The following is a 20,740-nucleotide window of genomic DNA, read 5'->3' on the forward strand; positions in this document are numbered from 1 at the left end:
ATCGCACCACCGCGACCGGGGAAGCGCCGACGGCGGAGAGGTGATCCCGTGGGACCCGCAATCCACCACGACACGGCTGTGGCCCGAAAAGGGCTCTCACAGGAAGATGCGGAACGACGACTCGCCCGCTACGGCGGGAACGAGGTGGCTCCGCGCCCGCCGACCCCGCTGTGGCGCCGCGTGGCACAGCAGATGAAGGACCCGCTGATCCTGGTCCTGGTCGTGGCCGCCGTCCTCACCCTCGCCACGGGCGACTTCCCGGACGCCTGCGTCATCTTGCTCGTCATCACCGTCAACACGGCCGTCGGCGTGGCGCAGGAGGTCCGTGCCGAACAGGCTGTCGCCGCACTGACGGCTCTCAGCGCACCCGCCGCCCGTGTGGTCCGCGACGGTGAGGAGCGTCGGGTGCCGGCGGTGGAGGTGGTGCCGGGCGACGTGGTGCTGCTGGGGGAGGGTGACATCGTTCCCGCGGACGGCGAGGTGACGGAGGCCGCGGCGCTACTGGTGGACGAGTCGTCGATCACGGGCGAGTCCGTTCCGGTGGACAAGGACGCCGGTGGCTCGACGGCGTCGGGCACTGTCGTCGTCCGCGGCCGGGGCACGGTCGTCGTGACCGCGACGGGAGCCGCGAGCGCGACCGGCCGCATCGCCTCGCTTTTGGGTACGGCGCCCGCGCTGACCCCGCTGCAGCGCAGGCTCGCCGGTTTCGGACGGGTCCTCGCCGCCGTCACCGTGGTGCTGTGCGCCGTGGTGCTGACCATCGGGCTGCTGCGAGGGCAGCCGGTGGAGCTGATGGTCGTGGCGGCGATCAGCCTGGCCGTCGCGGCCGTACCCGAGTCCCTGCCCGCCGTCGTGACGCTCGGGCTGGCCCTCGGCGCCCGGCGGATGGCCGCCCGGAACGCCATCGTGCGCCACCTGCCGGCGGTGGAGACGCTGGGTTCCGTCACCGTCCTCGCCACGGACAAGACCGGCACCCTCACCGAGGGCCGCATGGTCGCCGAACGGTTCTGGACCCCTGAGGGCGAGGCCGAGGCTCGTGGCAAGGGCTACGAACCGGCGGGGAGCCTGGTGCGGGACGGCCGGGCCGTCACCCCCGACGATGCGCCTGATCTGGCCCGACTGCTGCGCGCCGCCGTACTGTGCAACGACGCCGGGCTGGAGCCCTCGGCCGGCGCGGACGGTGCGACGACCTGGCATGCCCTGGGCGACCCCACCGAGGCTGCCCTCCTCGTCGCCGCGGCACGGCTGGGCCTGGACCGCGAGGCACTCCTACGGGAGCTGCCACGCGTGGACGAGGTTCCGTTCGACAGCGGCCGCAAACGCATGACCACCGTTCACCGTGGACCAGTCGACGGTTGCCTCGTGGTGTCCAAGGGCGCACCGGAGGTCATGCTGCGGGCCGAAGTCCTCGACGACGCGCTTCCCGTGCTCGCTGCGGCCGCCGGTCGTGCAGAGGAGTTGGCGCGCCAGGGGTACCGTGTGCTCGCCGTGGCGGCTGCCGACCACGGCCCGCGGTCCTCGACCGGCGCCCCTGGCGACTGGGAGTCCGTCGGGCTGTCGCTGCTCGGTCTCGTCGCCGTCCTCGACCCGCCACGGCCCACCGCCGCGGGAACCGTGGCAGCCTGCCGCACCGCCGGGGTCGTCCCCGTCATGATCACCGGGGACCATCCGCTGACCGCGGGCGCCGTCGCGGGTCGCCTCGGCATTCTCGACGGCAGCCGCGTGACCACCGGAGACCGGATCGACCACGGCCTCGTGGGCGATCCCACCGGCACCCGGGTGTACGCCCGTACCACCCCCGAGCAGAAACTCGACATCGTCCAGGCATGGCGCCGCAGCGGTCACGTCGTCGCCATGACCGGCGACGGCGTCAACGACGGCCCGGCTCTGCACCACGCCGACATCGGCGTCGCCATGGGACGCCGCGGCACAGAGGTGGCACGGCAGGCCGCCGATCTCGTCCTGGCCGACGACGACCTGGGCACAGTGGTCTCCGCCGTGGAGGAGGGCCGCCGGGTCTACGCCAACGTCCGCCGCTTCCTGCTCTACGCCCTGTGCGGGGGCATGGCCGAGATCCTGGTCATGCTCCTCGGCCCCTTCCTGGGCATGCCACTGCCGCTGCTCCCGGCCCAGATCCTGTGGATCAACCTGCTCACCCACGGCCTTCCCGGGGTGGCACTGGGCGCCGAGCCGGCCGACCCTGCGGTCATGCGCCGGCCGCCCCGCCCGCCGGGCGAAAGCGTACTCGGCGCCGGGCTGTGGCCGCGGATCCTGCTGATGGGCTGCTTCGTCACCGTCCTCACGCTGCTCACGGGCATGTGGGCGCACGACACCGGGCGTCCGTGGCAAAGCATGGTCTTCCTCGTCCTCGGGGCCACCCAGCTCGGAATCGCCCTGGCATCCCGGGCCCGCCACGGCAGTTGGGCCAATCCCTTCCTGCTGGTCGCCGTCGCGACAGCCCTCGCCCTGCAGATCGCGGGCGTCTGTCTGCCCCTGCTGCGCGCGCTGCTGGGCACGGAACCGCTCTCGGCCGGAGACCTCGGCATCGCGTGCGGTCTGTCGGCCCTCGGCTACCTGGCGATGCGCCTGCAGGCACGGCTCTTTCCCGCGTCGTCGACGGACCCGCGGAGGCCGTCGGGCGCGCGTGGGTCCGCGTGGTCGCCGCTCAGGCGACGTGGGCGCTGAATCCCGGCGTTCGCCAGGTTCGGCCGTCGGGCAGGATGGCCAGCGCCTCGTACCCGTCCAGCCCCTCCAGCCAGGCACGGGATCCCTTGCCACGTGCGAAGGCCGCGGTGGCGTAGGCGTCGGTCATCGTCAGGCCCGGCCCGATGAGGGTGATGGACGCCAGGGCGGTGGCGGGGGTGCCGCCGTGCGGGTCGAGGATGTGGGCGCCGCGTTCCGCGGTGCCCGAGGTCGCGATGGCCAGGTCGCCGCTCGCGGACACGACGGCGGCCGGCGCTCCCGGGTGAAGCGGGTCGGCAATGCCGATGCGCCAAGGTGTGCCCGGGGCCGCCTGGCCCCGGAGGCGGACGTCGCCGCCCCCGTTCACGCAGGTGTGGTGTGCCCCGGCCTCGTGGAGCATCCGGGAGGCGTTCTCGGTGGCCCACCCCTTGACGAGACCCGAGGGGTCGAGGGTGCAGCCGGCCGTGATGCTGAACCAGCCGTCCGTCTCGTGGGTCGCCCGGGCGCACAGCTCCAGCACGTCGCGCACCTCGCCCGGACAGTCATCGAGGCCGATCTCGCCGCGGCCGAGCCTGCTGACGGCGCTGTCGGGCCGGTACGTGGAGAACACGGCGTCCACGGTGTGCAGATGGCGGACGGCACGGTCGAGGGCATCGCGGACGGCGCAGGTGGCCCGGTCCCGGACGTCGAAGGAGAAGACGGTGCCCATCACGTGTTCGACGTGGTGCAGTCCGCGGGCGGGGTCACGCACGGGCCTGGTCCAGAGCACTCTGCAGGGACCGGACGTAGCCCTGGCTGGTGTAGCTCGCCCCGGACACGGCGTCGATGCGGGCGCTCTGGGCGCCGAGGGCCTCCTGCGTCAGGCGGGGCAGGGCGTAGGCGGCGATCTGCCGGTCCCTGCCGTTCTCGTCCGGCGCCTGGAGGACCCGGACGGCGGTGATCCTTCCGTCGGCGAGCGTGGCCGCCACCTGCACCGTCCCGTAGGGGGTGTCGACGGGCGCACCGGTGAAGGTGCCGTTGGCGGCGCCGTGGCCGCCAGGGGACGCCTGCTCCGACCGCTGGGGCGTGGGCGAGGCAGCCGAGGGATCCGGACCGCCTGCCACGACGGACGGCTGGTGGGGTTTGAGGAAGAGCATCCCGGCGATGAGGGCACTGGTCCCGGTGGTGGTGAGCACGGCGCGACGCATGCGGTGGTTCTCCTCAGAACGCGAACGACTCGTGGTGGATGCGGCGGGCGGGCACTCCCGCCTCGCGCAAGGCCCGCACCGCGGCTTCCGTCATGGGCGGCGGGCCGCAGAGGTAGACGTCGTGACCGGCCAGTCCGGGGACGAGGGCGGACAGTGCCTGCGCGGTCAGGGGGGAGTGGTAGCGAGCGGGGTCGTCCACCACGTAGTGGACCGTGGCGCCGCGCCTGTGCGCTATCGCGTCGAGTTCGCCGCGCAGGGCGAGGTCTTCCGGACGGCGTGCCCGGTAGACGAGGGTCACCGGGCCGGGCAGGGTCTCGAAGAGAGTCCGCAGCGGGGTGATGCCGACACCTCCCGCCAGCAGGAGGACCTTCGACGCGGTGCGACGGTCCGCGGTGAACGCGCCGTAGGGGCCTTCCGCCCACACGCGGGTGCCCGGGGTCAGCCGGGCCAGGGCGCCGCTGTGGCCGCCCGCGGACTTCACGGTGATGCGCAGGTGCCGAGGGTGGGCCGGGGCGGACAGGGAGTACGGGTTGGCGGTCCACCACAGCCCGCGGGTGAGGAAGCGCCAGCGCAGGAACTGTCCCGGCGCACCCGCCAGCTCGTCCAGGTGCTCACCGGTGAGGTGGACGGACACGATCCCGGGTGCCTCCGGGTGGACGGCGACGACCGTGAGCCCGTGGCGGAGGCCGCGCCGGAGCGGGACGGCGAATCGGTACCAGGCGACCAGGACGGCGGCGCCGAGGTAGAGGGCGTACCAGGCGGTCTGGGCTGCCCGGTTCCCGACGAAGTCCGCTCCGTTGGACAGCTGGTGCCCGAAGGCGAGGAAGACCGCGAGGTAGGTGGCGAAGTGCAGGTAGTGCCAGGTCTCGTAGCTCATCTTCCGGCGGGCCGCACGCGCGGAGACCGCACCCGTGGCGACGAACAGCAGGAATCCGGCGGTGCCCTTGAGGAGGTCCGGATAGTCCAGGACGAATGTCGTGGTCTGTCCCACGAAGGAGGCGTGCGAGGCGGCGGCGTAACCCCAGATGATCAGCAGCGTGTGGGCCAGGGCCAGGGAGACGGTGCAGCGTCCGCCCCAGGCGTGCCAGCGGGCGAGCCGGTCGGTTCCGACACTGTGGTCGAGGAGGGGCGCGCGAGCCATCAGCACGAGCAGGACCGCGCAGGCGTATCCGGCGAGGAGGCCCGTGATGCGGCCCGCACCGGTCAGCCACCCCGCCGGACCGACGACGGAGGTGGTGTCGGACCACCACAAGGCCAGCACTCCCGCGGCGCCCGCCCAGATCGCGAGCGGCGCGAGCACCGGGACGAGGCTGCGGCGCGGCCGCCGGTGGCGCAGTCCGCGACCGGCGTGGGCGGTGGTGGAGGTGGCGGCCATGAGGCTCCCAGGAGCGTGATCGTCGTCGGGCGCCCCCAGCATCGGCATCGAACCTCTGCGTTTCCTCTGATCCGGGCAGCTCAGCGGGAACTCAGAGGAGACGCAGAGGTTTCCGGGGCCGCCGTGGCGACGTGTGCGAGGGATGCTGTACTCACCATGGAAGAGAACGGCACACCACCCCCCGGCATGCACCGTCCCGACGGGAGCCCGGTGCGCATCCTGGTCGTCGACGACGAGCCCGATGTCACCGACGTGCTCTCCGCCGCTCTTGCCGGAGAGGGCTGCCGGGTACGGACGGCCGCAGACGGGGCGTCCGCGCTCGCGACCGCCCGCGACTTCCGCCCCGACGCGGTCGTCCTGGACTGGATGCTGCCCGACGTCGACGGCCTGCACGTCCTGCGCGAGCTGCGGCGCGACGCCGACCGCGTGTGCGTGCTGTTCCTGACGGCTCGCGACGCGGTCGAGGACCGCGTCGCCGGCATCACGGCGGGCGGCGACGACTACGTGACCAAGCCGTACAGCCTGGAGGAGGTCATCGCGCGGCTGCGCGGTCTGCTCCGCAGGGCTGGGATGACCGCCGCCACCGACCTGGACCGGCTGGTCGTCGGTGACCTCACGATGGACGAGGAGGCCCGGGAGGTCCGCCGTGGCGGGACCCTGATCGAGCTGTCCCGGACGGAGTTCGAGCTGCTGCGGTTCCTCATGCGCAACCCGCGCCGGGTGCTGTCCAAGAGCCAGATCCTCGACCGGGTCTGGGCGTACGACTTCGGCGGCCAGGCCCATGTCGTCGAGCTCTACATCAGTTATCTCCGCAAGAAGATCGACGCGGGACGTTCCCCGATGATCCACACGGTCCGCGGCGTCGGATACGTCCTGAGGTCCGAGGCCCCATGAGACGACTCCCTCCCCGCACCCTGCGGGGTCAGCTCACCGCCGGGCTCCTCGTCCTGCTGGCGGTGGCGTGTGCGGCCGTGGGCGTCACCACCGTCCTCGCGCTCAAGGGATTCCTGCTGGGACGACTGGACGAGCAGTTGACGGCGACCGGGGGGCGCTTCGCGGCCAGTCTGGAGCACGAGAGGACGCCCGACGCGGACAACCGCCCCGACACCAGGGGGCAGGCCGACGCGACCTTCGGCGCCCGACTCCTCGGAGGCGACGTCACCCATGCCGCCGTGGTCGACGACGCGGCCGACCGCCCCCTGGCGCTCTCCGCCGGAGACCGACGCGCCCTGGGAGGTGTCCCGGTCGACGGGAGGGGGCACAGCATCCGCATCGCCTCGCTCGGCGCCTACCGCGTCACGGCGGTACGCGGCGACGACGGCGACGTCCTGCTCACCGGACTTCCGCTGCACCCCGTCGAAGCGACGCTGCACCGCCTCGAAGCCGTGGAGGCCGTGGTCTTCGGCGCGGCCCTCCTCGCCACCGGAGTCGCGGGGACGTTGTGGGTACGGGTGAGCCTGCGACCCCTGCACCAGGTCACCGAGCACGCGTCCGGTGTCGCACGCCTGCCCCTGGCCACCGGCGAGGTCGCCATGCCGCGGCCCCTGCCGGACACCGACCCCCGCACCGAGGTCGGCCAGGTCGCCGCCGCGCTCAACCACATGCTCGGGCACGTGGAGGACGCCCTGGTCCGGCGTCAGGCCGGCGAGGAGCGACTCCGCCACTTCGCCGCCGACGCCAGCCACGAACTGCGGACCCCCGTCGCGAACATCAGGGGCCACGCCGAACTCGCCCTTCGCCATCGGGGCCCTGTCCCCGCCGAGATCCGCCACGCCCTCGATCGCATCCAGTCCGAGTCGCAGCGCATGACGCACCTCGTCGACGACCTCCTGCTCCTGGCCCGTCTCGATGCGGGTCGCCCACTCGAGCACGAGGAGGTCGACCTGACCCGGCTCGTCCTCGACGCCGTCGACGACGCCCGCGCCGCGGGACCGGGCCACCGCTGGTTCCTGGACCTTCCCGAGGAGCCCGTCGTGGTGTCCGGAGACGGCCATCGTCTACAGCAGGCCCTCGGGAACCTCCTGGCCAACGCCCGCACGCACACTCCGGCCGGTACGGAAGTGACGGTTGCCCTCTCCTCGGACGCGGACGGCGCACGTCTCACCGTCAGCGACGACGGGCCCGGGATCCCGGCGGAACTCCAGCCCGAGGTCTTCACCCGCTTCGTCCGTGCCGACCAGGCCCGTTCGCGGAGCACGGGCAGTACCGGCCTCGGACTCGCGATCGTCCACGCGATCGTCACCGCCCACCACGGTGCCGTCGAGGTCACCAGCCGCCCCGGGCACACCGAGTTCCGGGTGTCGCTCCCCGCTCGCTCCGGCTGACCACGTGCCGGCCGACGAGCCGCCCGTCTCACTGGACGGCCGCGTGAATCTCCTGTTCGGTCGCGGAGTGGGAGACCACGAGCAGTTCGTCGCCGGGCCGCAGCACCATCTGCGGCGTCGGCACGGTGGGCCGGCCCTCGCGGACCACGGTGGCGATCACGCTGCCCTCCGGCAGGACCACCTCGGCCAGCGGGCGGCCGGCGGCCCGGGACGCGGCGCTGATGGCGGTCTCGATGACGTTGACCCCTGCCTTGCTCAGCCGCAGCAGGGCCACGGTGTCGGTGGCTCCCGTGGCCTCCTCGATCAGCGAGATCAGCGGCGTGGCGGCGGGCACCGCGCTGTCCACCCCCCACGTGCCGTCGAACAGCCAGGCGTTCTCCTCGTCGTTGACGCGGGCGGCCACGCGCGGGACGCCGAAGTGGCGTTTGGCCAGGAGGCTGACGATGAGGTTGTCCTCGTCCTCCCCGGTGGTGGCGATGACCAGATCGGCGTTGAGCGCGCCCGCGTGTTCGAGCAGGTCCGGGTCGCACGCGTCGCCGGTCAGCATCCGGACGGCGAGTCGCGGGCCGAGTTCGGCGGCGCGTGCCTCGTCCCGTTCGAGGACGGTCACGTCGTACCGTGCGGCGGCGAGCACTTGGGCTATCTGGGCGCCGAGCCGTCCGGCGCCCGCCACGATCGCTCTCATGTCCCGAGCTCCTTGTCGAGGAAACCGCGCAGGCGACCGAGGGCCGTGGTGGCGACGGTGAAGGTGACCACGTCCCCGGGCTCGGCCAGCGTGTGGCGAGAGGGAACGAGCGAGTGCCCGCCGCGGGTGACCTCCGCGACACGGATCTCGCCGTCGACCTCGAACACCGACAGTGGGCGGCCGGTGAGGTAGTCGGGCAGGCTGGAACGGACGAGCAGTGTCTCGCCGTCGCCGAACCCCAGTTCCGGCGCGAGGTGCCGGTGCAGCAGAAGGCGGTGCAGGCGGTCGACGGTCCAGCTGACGCTGCTGATGGTGCGGATGCCCAGGCCCCGGTGGACCTCGGCCCTGCGCGGGTCGTCGACCCTGGCAAGGACGACGGGCACCCGGTACGTCTGCCTCGCCACTCGCGCGGTGACGATGTTGCCGTTGTCCCGGCCGGTCACCGCCAGCAGCGCGTCGGCGTGTCCGACGCCCGCCGCGTCCAGCACCGCGCGGCTGTAGCCGTTGCCCTCGAGGAAGTGCCCGGCGAAACCCTCACGAAGGGCTTTCCGGGCCTGCGGACGACGGTCGACCACCCAGATGTCGTGGCCCTCGGCGGTGAGGCGCAGGGCCAGCGCGGAACCAACCCGCCCGCAGCCCACGATGATCACCTTCATGCCCCCGCCCCTTCCCGTCGCCCCGCGCCAGGCAGTGGCCGGAAACGCCGCAGCCACCACTTGCGCAGTTCCTCGGCGGCCAGCGGCAGTGCGCCGAACGCGGCGAGCACGGCCCAGTCGGCGGCGTCCAGCGGCGCGGTGTGGAACACGGCCTGCAGGAAGGGCAGATAGGAGATCGCCGCCATAGTGGCGACCCCCAGCAATCCCGCGGCGATGAGCGCGGGGTTGGACCACAGGCCGATGCGGAAGACGCTCTCGCGGTCGGTGCGCACCGCCTGGGCGTTGAAGAACTGGCTGACGACGATGCCCGCCTGGACCATGGTGATCGCCTCCCGGTAGACCGGGTTGCCGGCGGTGAAGTCCGCGTAGGGGACGCCCGCGGAGTTGACGTGCCAGAAGAACACCGCGCACACCCCCAGCGCCTGGATGCTGCCGAGGAACAGGAAGCGGCGGACCACTGCCGCGGAGAACAGCGGTTCGCGCCGGGAACGCGGCGGTCGGTCCATCACATCCGGCTCGGGGGGCTCGGCGCCGAGCGCGAGCGCGGGCAGCACGTCCGATCCCAGGTCGATGGCGAGGATCTGCACGGCGGTGATCGGCACGAGCGGGAACCCCACGAAGGTCGCGACGAGGATCGGGACCAGCTCGGCGACGTTGTGGCTGAACAGGTAGACCAGGAACTTGCGGATGTTGCGGTAGACCGAGCGGCCCAGACGGACGGCCGCCGCGATCGACGCGAAGGAGTCGTCCAGCAGCACCATCTCGGCGGCCTCGCGGGCCACGTCGGTGCCCCCGGCTCCCATGGCCACCCCGATGTCGGCGTGTTTGAGCGCGGGAGCGTCGTTGGCGCCGTCCCCGGTGACCGCCACCACGTGGCCGGTCCCCTGCAGGGATGCGACAGCCCGCATCTTGTGCTCGGGGCTGACCCGGCACAGCAGCAGCTCGGCAGGGCGCCCCAGCAGTTCGCGCAGTGCCTCGCTGTCCATGGAGTCCAGGTCCGCGCCCGTCACCACCAAGGGTGCCGCCCCGCGGACGATCCCCACCCGCCGCGCGACCGCCTCGGCGGTCAGCGGATGGTCGCCGGTGACCATCACGACGCGGATCCCCGCCCGACGGCACGCCGTGACGGCGTCGGTGACCTCCGGGCGCGGCGGATCCTGCATGCCGGCCAGCCCCAGGAACACCAGGTGGGACTCGGCTTCCTCCTGTGATCCTGACGGCTGCCCGGGCGGCAGCGTCCGCTGTGCCACCCCCAGTACCCGCAGTCCTTGCGCGGCCATCGCGTCGTTCGCCTCGGTGATCGCTTCCCGTGCCCGGGCGGTCAGCGGCTCGGGCCCCGACTCGCCGACGGCATGCGTGCAGCGCGCGAGCAGTTCCTGCGCCGCACCCTTCACGCAGATCTGGCTGCCGCCGTCCGGGAGCGCGTTCACCGTGCTCATGACTTTGCGGTCGGAGTCGAAGGGGAACTCCGTCACCCGCGGTGTGCGCTGCTCCTCGCGGGCGGTGTCCACTCCGGCCTTGGCGGCCGCCACGAGCAGGGCGCCTTCCGTGGTGTCGCCCAGGATGCGCGTACCGCCCCGCTCACCCGGGGGCAACAGGCGTGCGTCGCAGCACAGGGCGGCCACCCGCAGGAGTTCCCGTACCGGTCCGGGATCGGTGACCGTGCCGACGGGCTCGTATCCGACGCCGGACACCTCGTGCCAGGCCCCGCGTGCCCACAGCCGGGTCACGGTCATCTCGGCCTGGGTGAGGGTGCCGGTCTTGTCGGTGCAGATCACCGTCGTCGACCCGAGCGCCTCCACCGCCAGCAGCTTCTTCACCAGCGCGTTGCGCCGGGCCATCCGCCGCACGCCGATGGCCAGCGACACCGACAACGTCGCCGGGAGTCCCTCCGGGACCAGGGCGACCATGACGCCGAGTGCGAAGACGAACGAGGCCACCACCGGCTGCCCCGACGGGATCCGGATCGCGAACAGCAGGGCTCCGATGACCAGGGCCGCCAGCGCGACCCGCCGGGCCATCGCCGCGACCTGGGCCTGCAACGGGGTCCGCTGACGGGGCGCCCGTGCCGTCAACCGGAAGATCCGGCCGAACTCGGTCGCCGCGCCGGTCGCGAAGACAACGGCCTTGCCCGAGCCGGCCACCACGTCGGTTCCCATGAACAGGCAGTCACGCGCCTGCAGCAGCGGGCCGGCCGGTACCGCCTCCGCGGTCCGCCGCACGGGCTCGCTCTCCCCGGTGAGTGCGGCGTTGTTCAGCTCGACCGCCCGTGCCTCGACGAGCCGGCAGTCGGCGGGCACCGCATCGCCCGCCTCCAGGACCAGCAGATCACCCGGCACGAGTTCCCGTACGGGCAGCGGCGCCCGCTCCCCGTCGCGCAGCACGGTGCACGTGTGCGGCACCATTGCCTGAAGTGACTCGGCGGTGCGTTCGGCCGAGTACTCCTGGGCGAAGCCGATCACGGCGTTGAGCAGCACCACCGCGGCGATGGCGAAGGCGAGCTGGAGGGTCCCTTCGTCGCGGGGCTCCTGCAGTCCGTACGCGAGGAACGTGATGGCGGAGGCGACCAGCAGCACCACTGCGAACAGATCGGTGAACTGGGACAGCAGCCGCGGCCACAGACCCCGCCCGGCTGCTGCGGGCAACTCGTTGGAGCCGTGACGTGCCAGGCGCGCTGCGGCCTCGGCGGGGGTGAGACCGCGCGGCGAGCTGCCCAGTGCCGGGAACACCTGCTCCGGGGGCAGGCAGGGCACGTCCGCCGGGTCGACGTCGTGGGCGCCCGGGGCAAGCGGAAGCCGCCGGGGGACGGCGGGGGCGGATTTCATCCGGGCCCGCCCCCGGGAAGACCGCCGGGACCGGCGGGAGGCGGCCCGTCGCGGCCCGCGACGAGTGCACCGTGTCCGATCACCTCGAACCCTGCCGGTGACCGGTCGCCTGTTCCAGTACCTCGAGCCTCTGCCGGTACTCCTTGTCGTCGATCTCGCCGCGGGCGTACCGCTCGGCCAGCAGCTCCCGCGGGCTCGGGCGCTGCCGCTCGGCGGACCGGGCCGGACCGGTATCGTGGGTGCGGCGCACCAGTACCGTCACGGCCAGGCCGACGAGCACCAGCAGCACGAGCCATCCGAGTGACATCAGGGCCCAGCCCCAGCCGTTCATGTGGCCGTAGACGAACATCGTGTCCTCCTCACAGACTGCTCAGCCGGTCGTCGGCGACGCCGTGGACCGTGGGTTCCACGGGCCGCTGATGCGTGTCGTCGAGCCGGTACGTGAGCCGGTTGACCACGGCGACCACGCCGTCGACCCGGCGGGTCAAGGCCTCTGCCAGCGCGACCTCAGTGCGGCGCTCCAGGCGGCCTTCGAGGGTGACCACCCCGTGGTGGACGCTCACCCCGATCGCGCGCGGCGCGAGCCACAGCGCCCGGACGACGACCTCGTCGACGACCTCCGCGCGGATGTCGGGGTCCGGGCGGAGGAAGACCTGGAGCAGGTCGCCACGGGTGACGATGCCGACGAGACGGTCCTCCTCGTCGACCACCGGCAGCCGGTTGACGCGGTGTTCGGCCATGGTGCGTGCGGCGACGGAGATGGATTCCCCCGCGCGTACGGTGATCGCCGGAGTGGACATCAGCTGCCCGGCGGTGCGTGCGCGGCCACGGACGGCATTCCTCCGGGCGGAGGGGGACAGCGCCGGCAGGCGCCGCCGCTAGCCCTCCTGCCGGGCCGCCTGGCGCAGCATCAGGTCGGTCTCGGAGACGACTCCGAGCACCTTGTCGTCGTCGTCGACCACGGGCAGGCCGCTGATCCGGTGCCGTGCGAGCAACGCGACGACGTCCTTGAACGGAGTGCCCTCACGGACACTGACGACGTTCGCCGTCATCAGGTGACCGGTCTTGCGGTGCTTCATCGTCGTCTCCTCCTGGCCGCGGCAGGCTCACCGAAGCCGGCGCAGGTACGGGTCATGGGCGTGCCGCGGGAGCACGCGGATGCGGACGTCGAGGGCCTCCACGCCGCCCGGGCGGGCGACCACGGGATTGAGGTCGGCCTCGGCGAGCTGCGGCAGGTCGGACGCCATCGCCGACAGCCGCAGCAGCAGTTGCTCGAGCCCCTCCAGGTCGACCGTCGTGCTGCCGCGGTGACCGAACAGCAGCGGGGCACACCGCGGCGCGGTGATCAGGTCGTGGACGTCGAGGTCGGTGAGCGGGGCCAGCCGCGCCGCGTGGTCGGCCAGCACCTCGGTGGCGGTGCCGCCCAGGCCGAACAGGACCAGCGGCCCGAACACCTCGTCCTGGACGAGACCTGCGAACAGTTCGGTGCCCCGGCCCGCCATCGGCTGCACCAGTACGCCCGTCAGCACCTCGCCGAAACGTCCGGCCAGCTCGCGGTACCCGGCGCGGACCTGCTCCTCGCCCTGGAGGTCGAGCAAGACCGCCCCGTGCTCGCTCTTGTGCACCAGGCCCGGCCAGTGGGCCTTGAGCGCCACCCGCCCGCCCGGCCCGGCGAGCCGCGTCGCTGCGTCCACGGCCGCCTGCTCGTCCCGCGCCCATGCCTGCGCCACGTGCGGGATGCCGTAGTGGTCGAGCAACTCGGCGCAGGCGTACGGGGCGAGCCAGCCTCCGTCGGGGTGTGCGGCGAGGAACCCCTCGACCAAGGCCCTCGCGGTGGCCGCGTCGGTGCCCGTCAGGGCGGGGACGGTGCCCGGCGGCCGGGCCAGCCCGCGGGCCCGCGCCGCCGCGTGGGCCAGTGCCTGCGCCGCAGCCCGCGGATCACTGTAGGCGGGCACCGCCCCACCGCCTGCGGTGTGCAGCAGTCGTACGCCCTCGGGCTGGTCGAGCAGGACCGCGGCCACGGTTGCGGCCCGGCCGTCGCCAAGGCCGTGCGTGAGGGCCCGCACCGGGTCGTCACCGGTCGCCGCCGCCAGGGCGGTGGGGACCAGGACGAGCAGTACGGCGTCCACGGACGGGTGGCCGGCGAGCCGGTCCACGCAGGCGCGCAGTTCGCTCTCGCCCACCGCGGCGGTCGTGTCCACCGGATTGGCGGCGCTCGCACCCAAGGGCAGCAGACCGAGCAGTTCCCGGGTCAGGGCGTCCGGCAGGACGGGCACCGAGAGCCCGGCCTCCTGGCAGGCGTCCGCCGCCAGTACCCCGGCGCCACCCGCGTTGGACACCACGGCGACACGGGTGCCGTCGGGGAGTGGCTGCGAGTGCAGCAGCGCGGCGGTCTCGAGGAGTTCGCCGATCGTGCGCGTCGCGATGATCCCCGCCTGGGTGAACAGCGCCTGCCGGGTCATCGTCGGCGTCGCGGCGGCAGCCGTGTGCGAGGCCGCGGCACGCCGCCCGGCCACGGAACGGCCCGCGTCGACGGTCAGCACGGGCATGACGCGTGCCACCCGGCGGGCGGTGCGGGAGAAGGCGCGCGGGTTGCCGAAGGACTCCAGGTGCAGCAGCGCCATGTCGGTGCGGCCGTCGCCCTCCCACCACTGCAGCAGGTCGTTGCCGCTGACGTCGTACTTGTCGCCGAGCGAGACGAACTCCGAGACCCCGATGCCCAGCCGGGCCAGGCCGCCGAGCAGCGCGATGCCCACCCCACCCGACTGGACGGCGACACCGGCGGTACCGGGCAGCGGCCGGTGCGCGGCGAAGGTGGCCTCCAGCCATACGCCCTCCTCGGTGTTCGCGATGCCGAGGCAGTTCGGGCCGACCAGGCGCATCCCGTAGTGGCGGCAGGCACCGAGCAGCGCCACGGCCTGGCCCGAGTCCAGCCCGGAGGTGACGACGACCAGCGCGCGCACCCCGACGGCACCACACTGGCGCGCGACCTCCGGCACCGCCGCGGCCGGGACGGCGAGCACGGCCAGCTCGGGAACCTGCGGCAGGTCGGCCACGGACGGGTACGCGGGAACGTCCGCGATGGTGCCGGCGTGAGGGTTGACCGCGTACAGAGGACCGGTGAAGCCGCCGCGCAGCAGGTTGCGCAGGACCGCCCGCCCCACCGACGACGGCTTGGTGCCGGCCCCGACGACCACCGCCGAGCGCGGGCGCAGGAGCGGCCGCATGCTTGCGGTATCGGCGCCACGGCCTCGTTCGTCACAGGCCGCCAGGTACCGCTCGTCGGCATCGAGACGGATGGTGCAGTGCACTTCGGGGCCGTCGAAGTGGCGGGCGGTCCGCAGCCCCAGATCTGCGAAGACCTTGAGTACGGCGTGGTTGTCCGCGAGGGCGTCGGCGTCGAAGACCTTGATGCCGTCGGAGCGGGCCGCGTGCACCAGGTGCTCCAGCAGCAGGGTTCCGACGCCGGTGTGGTGGACGTCGTCGGCCACGGCCAGAGCGACGTCGGCCGCCTGGGAGTCCTGTCCGGTGACGTACTCGGCGAGGCCCACCAGCCGGTCGCCGAGCAGCGCGAGCAAGGTCAGCCGACCAGGCCGGGCGGGTTCGTGGAGACGGTCGGCGGCGAGCTGTCCCGAACGCCGGCCCACGCAGAAGAAGCGCAACCGCACGTTCTCCGGCGACATCCGTGCGTACAGGTGCTCGACCCGGTCGTGATCGTCCGGCCCCGCGGCGCGGATCTCCACGGTCCTGCCGTCCGCCAGCAGCGCGTGGGCCGGATGCGGCCGGCGCAACGCGGTGTCCGTCATCGCTGTTCCCCTCTCCTCGGCTCCCCCCCCACCATCGGGCGGGGACCGAGGTGCTCCCAGGGGTCGGCCGGGGCTCCGACGGGGGCCGAAAGGCCCCTCATCCGGCGCCGGCCGGGGCGGACGAGGGTCAGGCGGTGCCCCGTCCGGAACGCGCGGCCCGGCGCCAGACGAGAGCTCGTGGAGGGCGAGGACACGGCACCGTCCACTGCCTGCTCCCGCAGGGTCAGCGGTGCGCCGGGGCGGGCCGGACGGTGTCGTCCGCCTTGTAGCCCAGCCGGGCCTCGACGTCGACGACGCCGTCGACGCCGCGGCACAGTTCGGTGACCACCGGCACGAGGCTGCGGCGATCCACCACGCCCTCGAGGGTGACCTTTCCGTCGACCACCTGGACCGTGACGGCGTTGGGGGCGAGCCCGAGCGTCTTCACCAGCAGGTCACCGGCTATCTCCTCACGGATGGCGCGGTCCCTGCGCAGGAAGACCCGGAGCAGGTCGGCGCGGCTGACCACCCCCACCAGTCGGCCCGTCTCGTCCACCACCGGCAGCCGCTTCACCCCTCGACGCTCCATCACCCGGGCCGCCTCGACCACGGACCACTCGGGCCGCGCGACGACGGGCGGGCTGCTCATCAGCCCCTCCGCGGTCGTGGCGGCGAGGCCGGAACGCTCGCCCGGCCGCGGATGCCGGGCCGGCAGCAGGCCGGTCGGATCCGGCTGCCCCGCCTCCTTGTGCAGCAGGTCCGCCTCGGACACCACGCCCACCGGCCGGTTCCCTTCGTCCACGACGGGAACGGCCGTGACGTCGTGTTCCGCCAGCAGCTTCGCGATCTCCTTGAACGGCGTATCCGGCCGCGCCGATACGACTGCCCTGGTCATCAGATCGCCGACGTTGCGGTGGTACATCTCCCCGCCTCCCTGCACTGTCGTCTCAGGCCGGGTCCGCCGTGGACGGGCCCCGCCTCGTCAGGTCCACTGTCGGTCGTTTCCACCGTGCCCCGCATGGGCCGGTGGGGCCACCGGTACGGCCGAGGGTCTCCTGGGACGGGCCGACTGGCCCATGTGCGCATGGGGCACCGACCGGCAGGGTCGTCAGTACGGGAACCACCATCGAGAGGCGGTGGAAGCCATGACGCTTCCCCTGGTCGTGGGCACCGACGGCTCGGATGCCGCCCTGAAGGCGGTCGACTGGGCCGCGGACGAGGCCGAGGTACGCGGGCTGCCGCTGCGGATCGTGCACGCCTCCCTGTGGGAGCGGTACGAGGGACGGGCCCCTTCCTTCAGCCGGGTACCTCCCGAAGCGCAGATTCTGGCCCAGCACATCGCGAGTTCCGCACGGGAGCGGGCCGGCCTGCGCCGCCCCGGCCTCGAGGTGTCGGCCGAGGTCCTCGCCGAGGACTCCACGTACGCGTTGCTGCGCGAAGCGACCCGCGCCACCGCCGTGGTGGTGGGCCACCGTGGCCGCGGTGACATGGCGGGCCTGCTGCTGGGCTCCGTCGGTCTGACCCTGGCAGGCCGTGCGGAATGCCCGGTGATCGTGGTGAGGGGCGACCGAGAGGAACGGGACACCGGCTCCGGCCAGGGCTGGATCGTGCTCGGTGTAGGGCCGGACGAGAACTCCGCCGCCGCCGTGGAGTTCGCCTTCCACGAGGCCCAACTGCGCGGATGCGGTGTGCGGGCCGTTCACGCTTGGCGGATGCCGCCGGGCGGGAGCGCCGAGTACGGCTACGAGGACGAGGCGGCCAAGACCCACCAACGTCGTGCAGAGGAACACCTTGACCAGGCCCTGCGGGCCGCGGCGACCGCCCGCCCCGGCGTGCGCTACCACCGGGACGTGCAGGAGGGCCATGCCCGCAAGGTCCTGCTCTCGACGCTGGACGACGCCGACCTGCTGGTCGTCGGCGCCCGTCGACGCAACAGCCCCTTCGGGCTCCAGCTCGGGCCCGTCAACCATGCGGTGATCCACCACGCCCCGTGCCCGGTCGCCCTCGTCCCCCAGCCCGCGTGATCCGCGGTTGAGCCGGCCCTGCCCCGCTCCCGGGGCGGGGCAGCTGGGTCGAAGGGAGACTGGAGAGGAAGGCCTGTCGCACGACCCCGAGGCGCAGGAGGGGCCGCGCGGCGGGCCCGGCCCGGCCGCCGGATTCCCTGGAGAGGGGTGACGATGGGGGAGTGGACCTGGTCGTACGAGGGTTACGACCCCGCCCAGGAGCGCCTGCGCGAGGCACTGTGCACCCTGGGCAACGGCTACTTCGCCACCCGCGGCGCCGCCCCGGAGACCGTGGCCGACCCCCACCACTACCCCGGCACCTACGTCGCCGGGTGCTACAACAGGCTCCACTCCACCGTCGCCGGGCGGAAGGTGCAGAACGAGGACCTGGTCAACCTGCCCAACTGGCTGCCCCTGCGGTTCAGGATCGGCGACGGCGGGGCGTGGTTCGCCCCCGACGACGGCTCACTGCTGGAGCACCGGCAGGACCTCGACCTCCGACGCGGCACCCTGACGCGGACGTTCCGGCTGCGTGACCCGCGCGGGCGGGTCCTCGCCGTCGAGCAGACCCGGCTGGTGCACATGCACGACCCGCACCTCGCCGCACTGCGCACCGTCTTCCGCGCGGAGGGCGACTGGTCCGCCGACTTGGAGGTCGAGTCCGCGCTCGACGGCGACGTCGGCAACGCAGGTGTTGTCCGCTACCAGGACCTGAACGGCCGTCACCTCACCCGGATGCACACCGGAACCTCCGAACCGGACACGGTTTGGCTGCGGTGCCGTACCACCGCCTCCGACATCCGCATCGCGCTCGCCGCGCGGACACGCGCCACGACGTCTCCGACGGCCGTACGGACACTGGAGCCGGGGGAGCGCACCGTGGTCCACCGGCTGACCGTCCCGGTCGCGCCGGACCGGCCGGCGGTCGTCGAGAAGACCGTCGCCCTGCACACCTCCCGGGACCCGGCGATCAGCGACCCGCTGCACGCCGCCCTCGACCGCGTCGAACGGGCCCCGGACTTCGCCGGCCTCCTCGCCACGCACACCGCCGCCTGGGCGCGGCTGTGGCGCCGCGCCGGCCTGGACGTGCCCGGCGAAGCCGGACGGATCCTGCGGCTGCACGCCTTCCACGTCCTCCAGACCCTCTCCCCGCACACCGCCGGGCTGGACGTGGGCGTGCCCGCCAGGGGACTGCACGGAGAGGCCTACCGCGGACACGTCTTCTGGGACGAACTGTTCGTCCTGCCCTACCTCGACCTGCACTTCCCCGAGGTGTCCCGGGCGCTGCTGGAGTACCGCCACCGCCGTCTGGAGGAGGCGTGCCGGGCGGCGGAACAGGTGGGGTGCACGGGGGCGATGTACCCGTGGCAGAGCGGCAGCGACGGACGCGAGGAGACCCAGACCCTCCACCTCAACCCGCGCTCGGGACGCTGGCTACCGGACCACACCCGGCTCCAGCACCACGTCGGCTCCGCCGTGGCGTACAACATCTGGCGGTACGGCCAGGCCACCGGCGACACGGAGTTCCTGTACACCAAGGGCGCCGAGATGCTGTTGCAGATCGCCCGCTTCTGGGCCTGCCGCGCCACCTGGGACCCCGACTACGACACCGGCGGCCGCTACCGCATCCGCGGCGTCGTCGGACCCGACGAGTACCACGACGCCTACCCCGGCTCCGCGACGCCCGGAGTCGACGACAACACCTACACCAACGTCACCGCCGCCTGGGTACTGGAGCGGACCCTGGAGCTGTGGCGGACTCTCCCCGCGCCGCGCCGCGACGAACTCCGCGAGCGGACGGGGCTCGGCCCGGAGGAGACGGAGCGCTGGGAGGACGTCTCGCGCAAGCTGTACGTCCCCTGGCACGCCGGCGTGATCAGCCAGTTCGCGGGCTACGACGGGCTGGAGGAGCTGGACTGGGCGGGTTACCGGGCCCGGTACGGGGACATCCGCCGGCTGGACCGGATCCTGGAGGCAGAGGGGGACTCCGTCAACCGCTACCAGGCGTCCAAGCAGGCCGACGTACTCATGCTGGGCTACCTGTTCCCACCCACCGAACTGCACCGCCTGTTCGGGCGCCTGGGGTACCGGCTGGACGACGGCACATGGCGGTCCACCGTCGACCACTACCTGCGGCGCACCAGCCACGGATCCACCCTCAGCGGAGTCGTGCACGCCTGGGTGCTGACCCGGGCCCACCGGGCCGACGCATGGTCCTGCGCGCAGGAGGCACTGCTCGGGGACGTCACCGACGTCCAGGGCGGCACCACCGAGGAAGGCATCCACCTGGGTGCCATGGCCGGCACCCTCGACCTCGTCCAGCGTGGCCTGACCGGTCTGGAAGCCCGTGAGGACGCCCTGTGGCTCGATCCGGCGCCGCTGCCGCAACTGTCGCGCTTCGCCTTCACGGTCCGCTACCGCGGTCACTGGGGCGTGCGGATCCACGTCGACGGAGGCCGCGTCAGCGTCGCCGTCCCCGCCTCCGCGGGGGCACCGCTCCGGGTCCGCCTCGGCGGCCGGACCTGGTCCGTCCCGCCCGGTCGCTTCCGGCTGCTCGACCTGCCGGCCCGATGAAATGGGTCCGCGACGCGGGCCTTTCACCGCACAAGGCAACTGATCGACTACGATCCGTGACATGACGTGGCGAGCGGGGCGGCGCATCTCCTTCCGCGGAGTGCTCCTGCTGCTGGGCGTGCTCGTGTTCACGAGCATCCACCTGGTGGCCTGCGCGCACGGGCCGGACCGCACCGGTGGCGACACCCTCACCGCCGGTCCCGCCGCGGCGGCCCCGTGCCAGCCACAGGACGCCGCGACACGCCCGGACCAGGACGTCGCCCGCGGCGACGGACCGCCCGCCGACCACCACGCCCTGTGCGGAGTCGCACTCGACCGGCTCCCCGATCCCCGCCCCCGACTGGCCGACACCCCCACGGTTTCCGGCATCGGGTCGGCGCCTGCCGTACCGGCGCCGGCCATCCACCCCCCGAAGGCCGGGGCCGCAGGCGCCGGACGGCCCTGCGCACCCGCCCGTTCCGGCCCCGGAACACTGAGCCTGCTCTGCGTATCGCGGACCTGACAGGGCCCCAGCCCCGCCCGCCGCACCGCGCACCGCGCACCGCGCGGCGGGCACGGCTGCACGCGCCCCCGGATCCGTACGAGCAACGGCCGCGCCACGGCGACGGCCGCAGGAGAAACCCGTATGAGCACCCTCCCTCACC

General features: G+C 73.2%; 15 protein-coding genes and 1 pseudogene. 6 read left to right on the top strand and 10 right to left on the bottom strand.

Annotated features, from left to right (window positions below):
- The first annotated feature begins 78 nt into the window (after positions 1–78).
- Positions 79–2,685, top strand: coding sequence for a cation-translocating P-type ATPase (locus PV350_RS05915; protein WP_500333076.1), 2,607 nt, complete (start codon positions 79–81; stop codon positions 2,683–2,685).
- On the opposite strand, the gene PV350_RS05920 is transcribed toward PV350_RS05915, so the two are convergent.
- From PV350_RS05920 to PV350_RS05930, 3 genes are read right to left on the bottom strand one after another with little or no spacing between them, the layout of a single operon-like run.
- Complete coding sequence (locus tag PV350_RS05920; RefSeq protein WP_500333071.1) at positions 2,666–3,433, bottom strand: FAD:protein FMN transferase; 768 nt, start codon at positions 3,431–3,433, stop codon at positions 2,666–2,668. The two genes, PV350_RS05915 and PV350_RS05920, sit on opposite strands and share 20 nt — an antisense overlap.
- The gene (locus PV350_RS05925; RefSeq protein ID WP_499508988.1) at positions 3,426–3,869 is read right to left on the bottom strand and encodes an FMN-binding protein; all 444 of its coding nucleotides are present in this window, start codon (positions 3,867–3,869) and stop codon (positions 3,426–3,428) included. The genes PV350_RS05920 and PV350_RS05925 overlap by 8 nt, the downstream gene beginning before the upstream one ends.
- A 13-nt stretch (positions 3,870–3,882) precedes the next feature.
- Positions 3,883–5,244, bottom strand: a complete 1,362-nt coding sequence (locus PV350_RS05930) for a ferredoxin reductase family protein (protein ID WP_499508987.1) — start codon at positions 5,242–5,244, stop codon at positions 3,883–3,885.
- A 156-nt stretch (positions 5,245–5,400) separates the two neighbouring features.
- Here PV350_RS05930 and PV350_RS05935 point away from each other — a divergent pair, with 156 nt between their 5' ends.
- Positions 5,401–6,138 carry a response regulator transcription factor gene (locus PV350_RS05935; RefSeq protein WP_499508986.1) on the top strand — a complete coding sequence of 246 codons (738 nt, stop codon included), beginning with the start codon at positions 5,401–5,403 and terminating at the stop codon, positions 6,136–6,138.
- Positions 6,135–7,568: a sensor histidine kinase gene (locus tag PV350_RS05940; RefSeq protein WP_499508985.1), complete on the top strand. Its 1,434-nt coding sequence runs from the start codon at positions 6,135–6,137 to the stop codon at positions 7,566–7,568. The genes PV350_RS05935 and PV350_RS05940 overlap by 4 nt, the downstream gene beginning before the upstream one ends.
- Positions 7,569–7,596: 28 nt before the next feature.
- Here PV350_RS05940 and PV350_RS05945 read toward each other — a convergent pair whose 3' ends face one another.
- The 7 genes and pseudogenes from PV350_RS05945 to PV350_RS05975 all read right to left on the bottom strand — a co-directional run bounded on the left by PV350_RS05945 (position 7,597) and on the right by PV350_RS05975 (position 16,441).
- On the bottom strand, positions 7,597–8,253 hold the full coding sequence (locus PV350_RS05945; RefSeq protein WP_499508984.1) for a potassium channel family protein: 657 nt from the start codon (positions 8,251–8,253) through the stop codon (positions 7,597–7,599).
- Positions 8,250–8,909, bottom strand: coding sequence for an NAD-binding protein (locus PV350_RS05950; protein WP_499508983.1), 660 nt, complete (start codon positions 8,907–8,909; stop codon positions 8,250–8,252). Before PV350_RS05950 ends, PV350_RS05945 begins: the two co-directional genes overlap by 4 nt.
- On the bottom strand, positions 8,906–11,734 hold the full coding sequence (locus tag PV350_RS05955) for a cation-translocating P-type ATPase (RefSeq protein WP_500333072.1): 2,829 nt from the start codon (positions 11,732–11,734) through the stop codon (positions 8,906–8,908). The genes PV350_RS05950 and PV350_RS05955 overlap by 4 nt, the downstream gene beginning before the upstream one ends.
- Before the next feature lie 79 nt (positions 11,735–11,813).
- Positions 11,814–12,083: an SHOCT domain-containing protein gene (locus PV350_RS05960; protein WP_499508981.1), complete on the bottom strand. Its 270-nt coding sequence runs from the start codon at positions 12,081–12,083 to the stop codon at positions 11,814–11,816.
- Positions 12,084–12,093: 10 nt separating this feature from the next.
- Positions 12,094–12,813: pseudogene (locus PV350_RS05965) on the bottom strand (CBS domain-containing protein).
- A 27-nt stretch (positions 12,814–12,840) separates the two neighbouring features.
- On the bottom strand, positions 12,841–15,540 hold the full coding sequence (locus PV350_RS05970) for a bifunctional acetate--CoA ligase family protein/GNAT family N-acetyltransferase (protein ID WP_500333073.1): 2,700 nt from the start codon (positions 15,538–15,540) through the stop codon (positions 12,841–12,843).
- 223 nt (positions 15,541–15,763) lie between these two features.
- Positions 15,764–16,441: a CBS domain-containing protein gene (locus tag PV350_RS05975; RefSeq protein WP_500333074.1), complete on the bottom strand. Its 678-nt coding sequence runs from the start codon at positions 16,439–16,441 to the stop codon at positions 15,764–15,766.
- Between the two features lie 223 nt (positions 16,442–16,664).
- On the opposite strand from PV350_RS05975, the gene PV350_RS05980 reads away from it, so the two are divergent.
- The 3 genes from PV350_RS05980 (at position 16,665) to PV350_RS05990 (ending at position 20,598) form a co-directional block, all read left to right on the top strand.
- Complete coding sequence (locus PV350_RS05980; protein ID WP_499508977.1) at positions 16,665–17,543, top strand: universal stress protein; 879 nt, start codon at positions 16,665–16,667, stop codon at positions 17,541–17,543.
- A gap of 153 nt (positions 17,544–17,696) precedes the next feature.
- Positions 17,697–20,096: a glycoside hydrolase family 65 protein gene (locus PV350_RS05985; protein ID WP_500333075.1), complete on the top strand. Its 2,400-nt coding sequence runs from the start codon at positions 17,697–17,699 to the stop codon at positions 20,094–20,096.
- Positions 20,097–20,157: 61 nt separating this feature from the next.
- Entirely contained in the window at positions 20,158–20,598 is a 441-nt protein-coding gene (locus tag PV350_RS05990; RefSeq protein WP_499508975.1) for a hypothetical protein, read from the top strand.
- Positions 20,599–20,740 lie beyond the last annotated feature (142 nt).

Origin of the sequence: Streptomyces sp. PA03-6a, assembly GCF_033792765.1 — a bacterium.
Taxonomy (GTDB): domain Bacteria; phylum Actinomycetota; class Actinomycetes; order Streptomycetales; family Streptomycetaceae; genus Actinacidiphila.

Bases quoted from the DNA above. Each gene is read 5' to 3' on its own strand.
- PV350_RS05960 (WP_499508981.1), bottom strand. From the start codon at position 12,083: ATGTTCGTCTACGGCCACATGAACGGCTGGGGCTGGGCCCTGATGTCA.
- PV350_RS05950 (WP_499508983.1), bottom strand. From the start codon at position 8,909: ATGAAGGTGATCATCGTGGGCTGCGGGCGGGTTGGTTCCGCGCTGGCC.
- PV350_RS05975 (WP_500333074.1), bottom strand. From the start codon at position 16,441: ATGTACCACCGCAACGTCGGCGATCTGATGACCAGGGCAGTCGTATCG.
- PV350_RS05945 (WP_499508984.1), bottom strand. From the start codon at position 8,253: ATGAGAGCGATCGTGGCGGGCGCCGGACGGCTCGGCGCCCAGATAGCC.
- PV350_RS05990 (WP_499508975.1), top strand. From the start codon at position 20,158: ATGACGTGGCGAGCGGGGCGGCGCATCTCCTTCCGCGGAGTGCTCCTG.
- PV350_RS05955 (WP_500333072.1), bottom strand. From the start codon at position 11,734: ATGAAATCCGCCCCCGCCGTCCCCCGGCGGCTTCCGCTTGCCCCGGGC.
- PV350_RS05970 (WP_500333073.1), bottom strand. From the start codon at position 15,540: ATGACGGACACCGCGTTGCGCCGGCCGCATCCGGCCCACGCGCTGCTG.
- PV350_RS05935 (WP_499508986.1), top strand. From the start codon at position 5,401: ATGGAAGAGAACGGCACACCACCCCCCGGCATGCACCGTCCCGACGGG.
- PV350_RS05985 (WP_500333075.1), top strand. From the start codon at position 17,697: ATGGGGGAGTGGACCTGGTCGTACGAGGGTTACGACCCCGCCCAGGAG.
- PV350_RS05980 (WP_499508977.1), top strand. From the start codon at position 16,665: ATGACGCTTCCCCTGGTCGTGGGCACCGACGGCTCGGATGCCGCCCTG.
- PV350_RS05940 (WP_499508985.1), top strand. From the start codon at position 6,135: ATGAGACGACTCCCTCCCCGCACCCTGCGGGGTCAGCTCACCGCCGGG.
- PV350_RS05930 (WP_499508987.1), bottom strand. From the start codon at position 5,244: ATGGCCGCCACCTCCACCACCGCCCACGCCGGTCGCGGACTGCGCCAC.
- PV350_RS05925 (WP_499508988.1), bottom strand. From the start codon at position 3,869: ATGCGTCGCGCCGTGCTCACCACCACCGGGACCAGTGCCCTCATCGCC.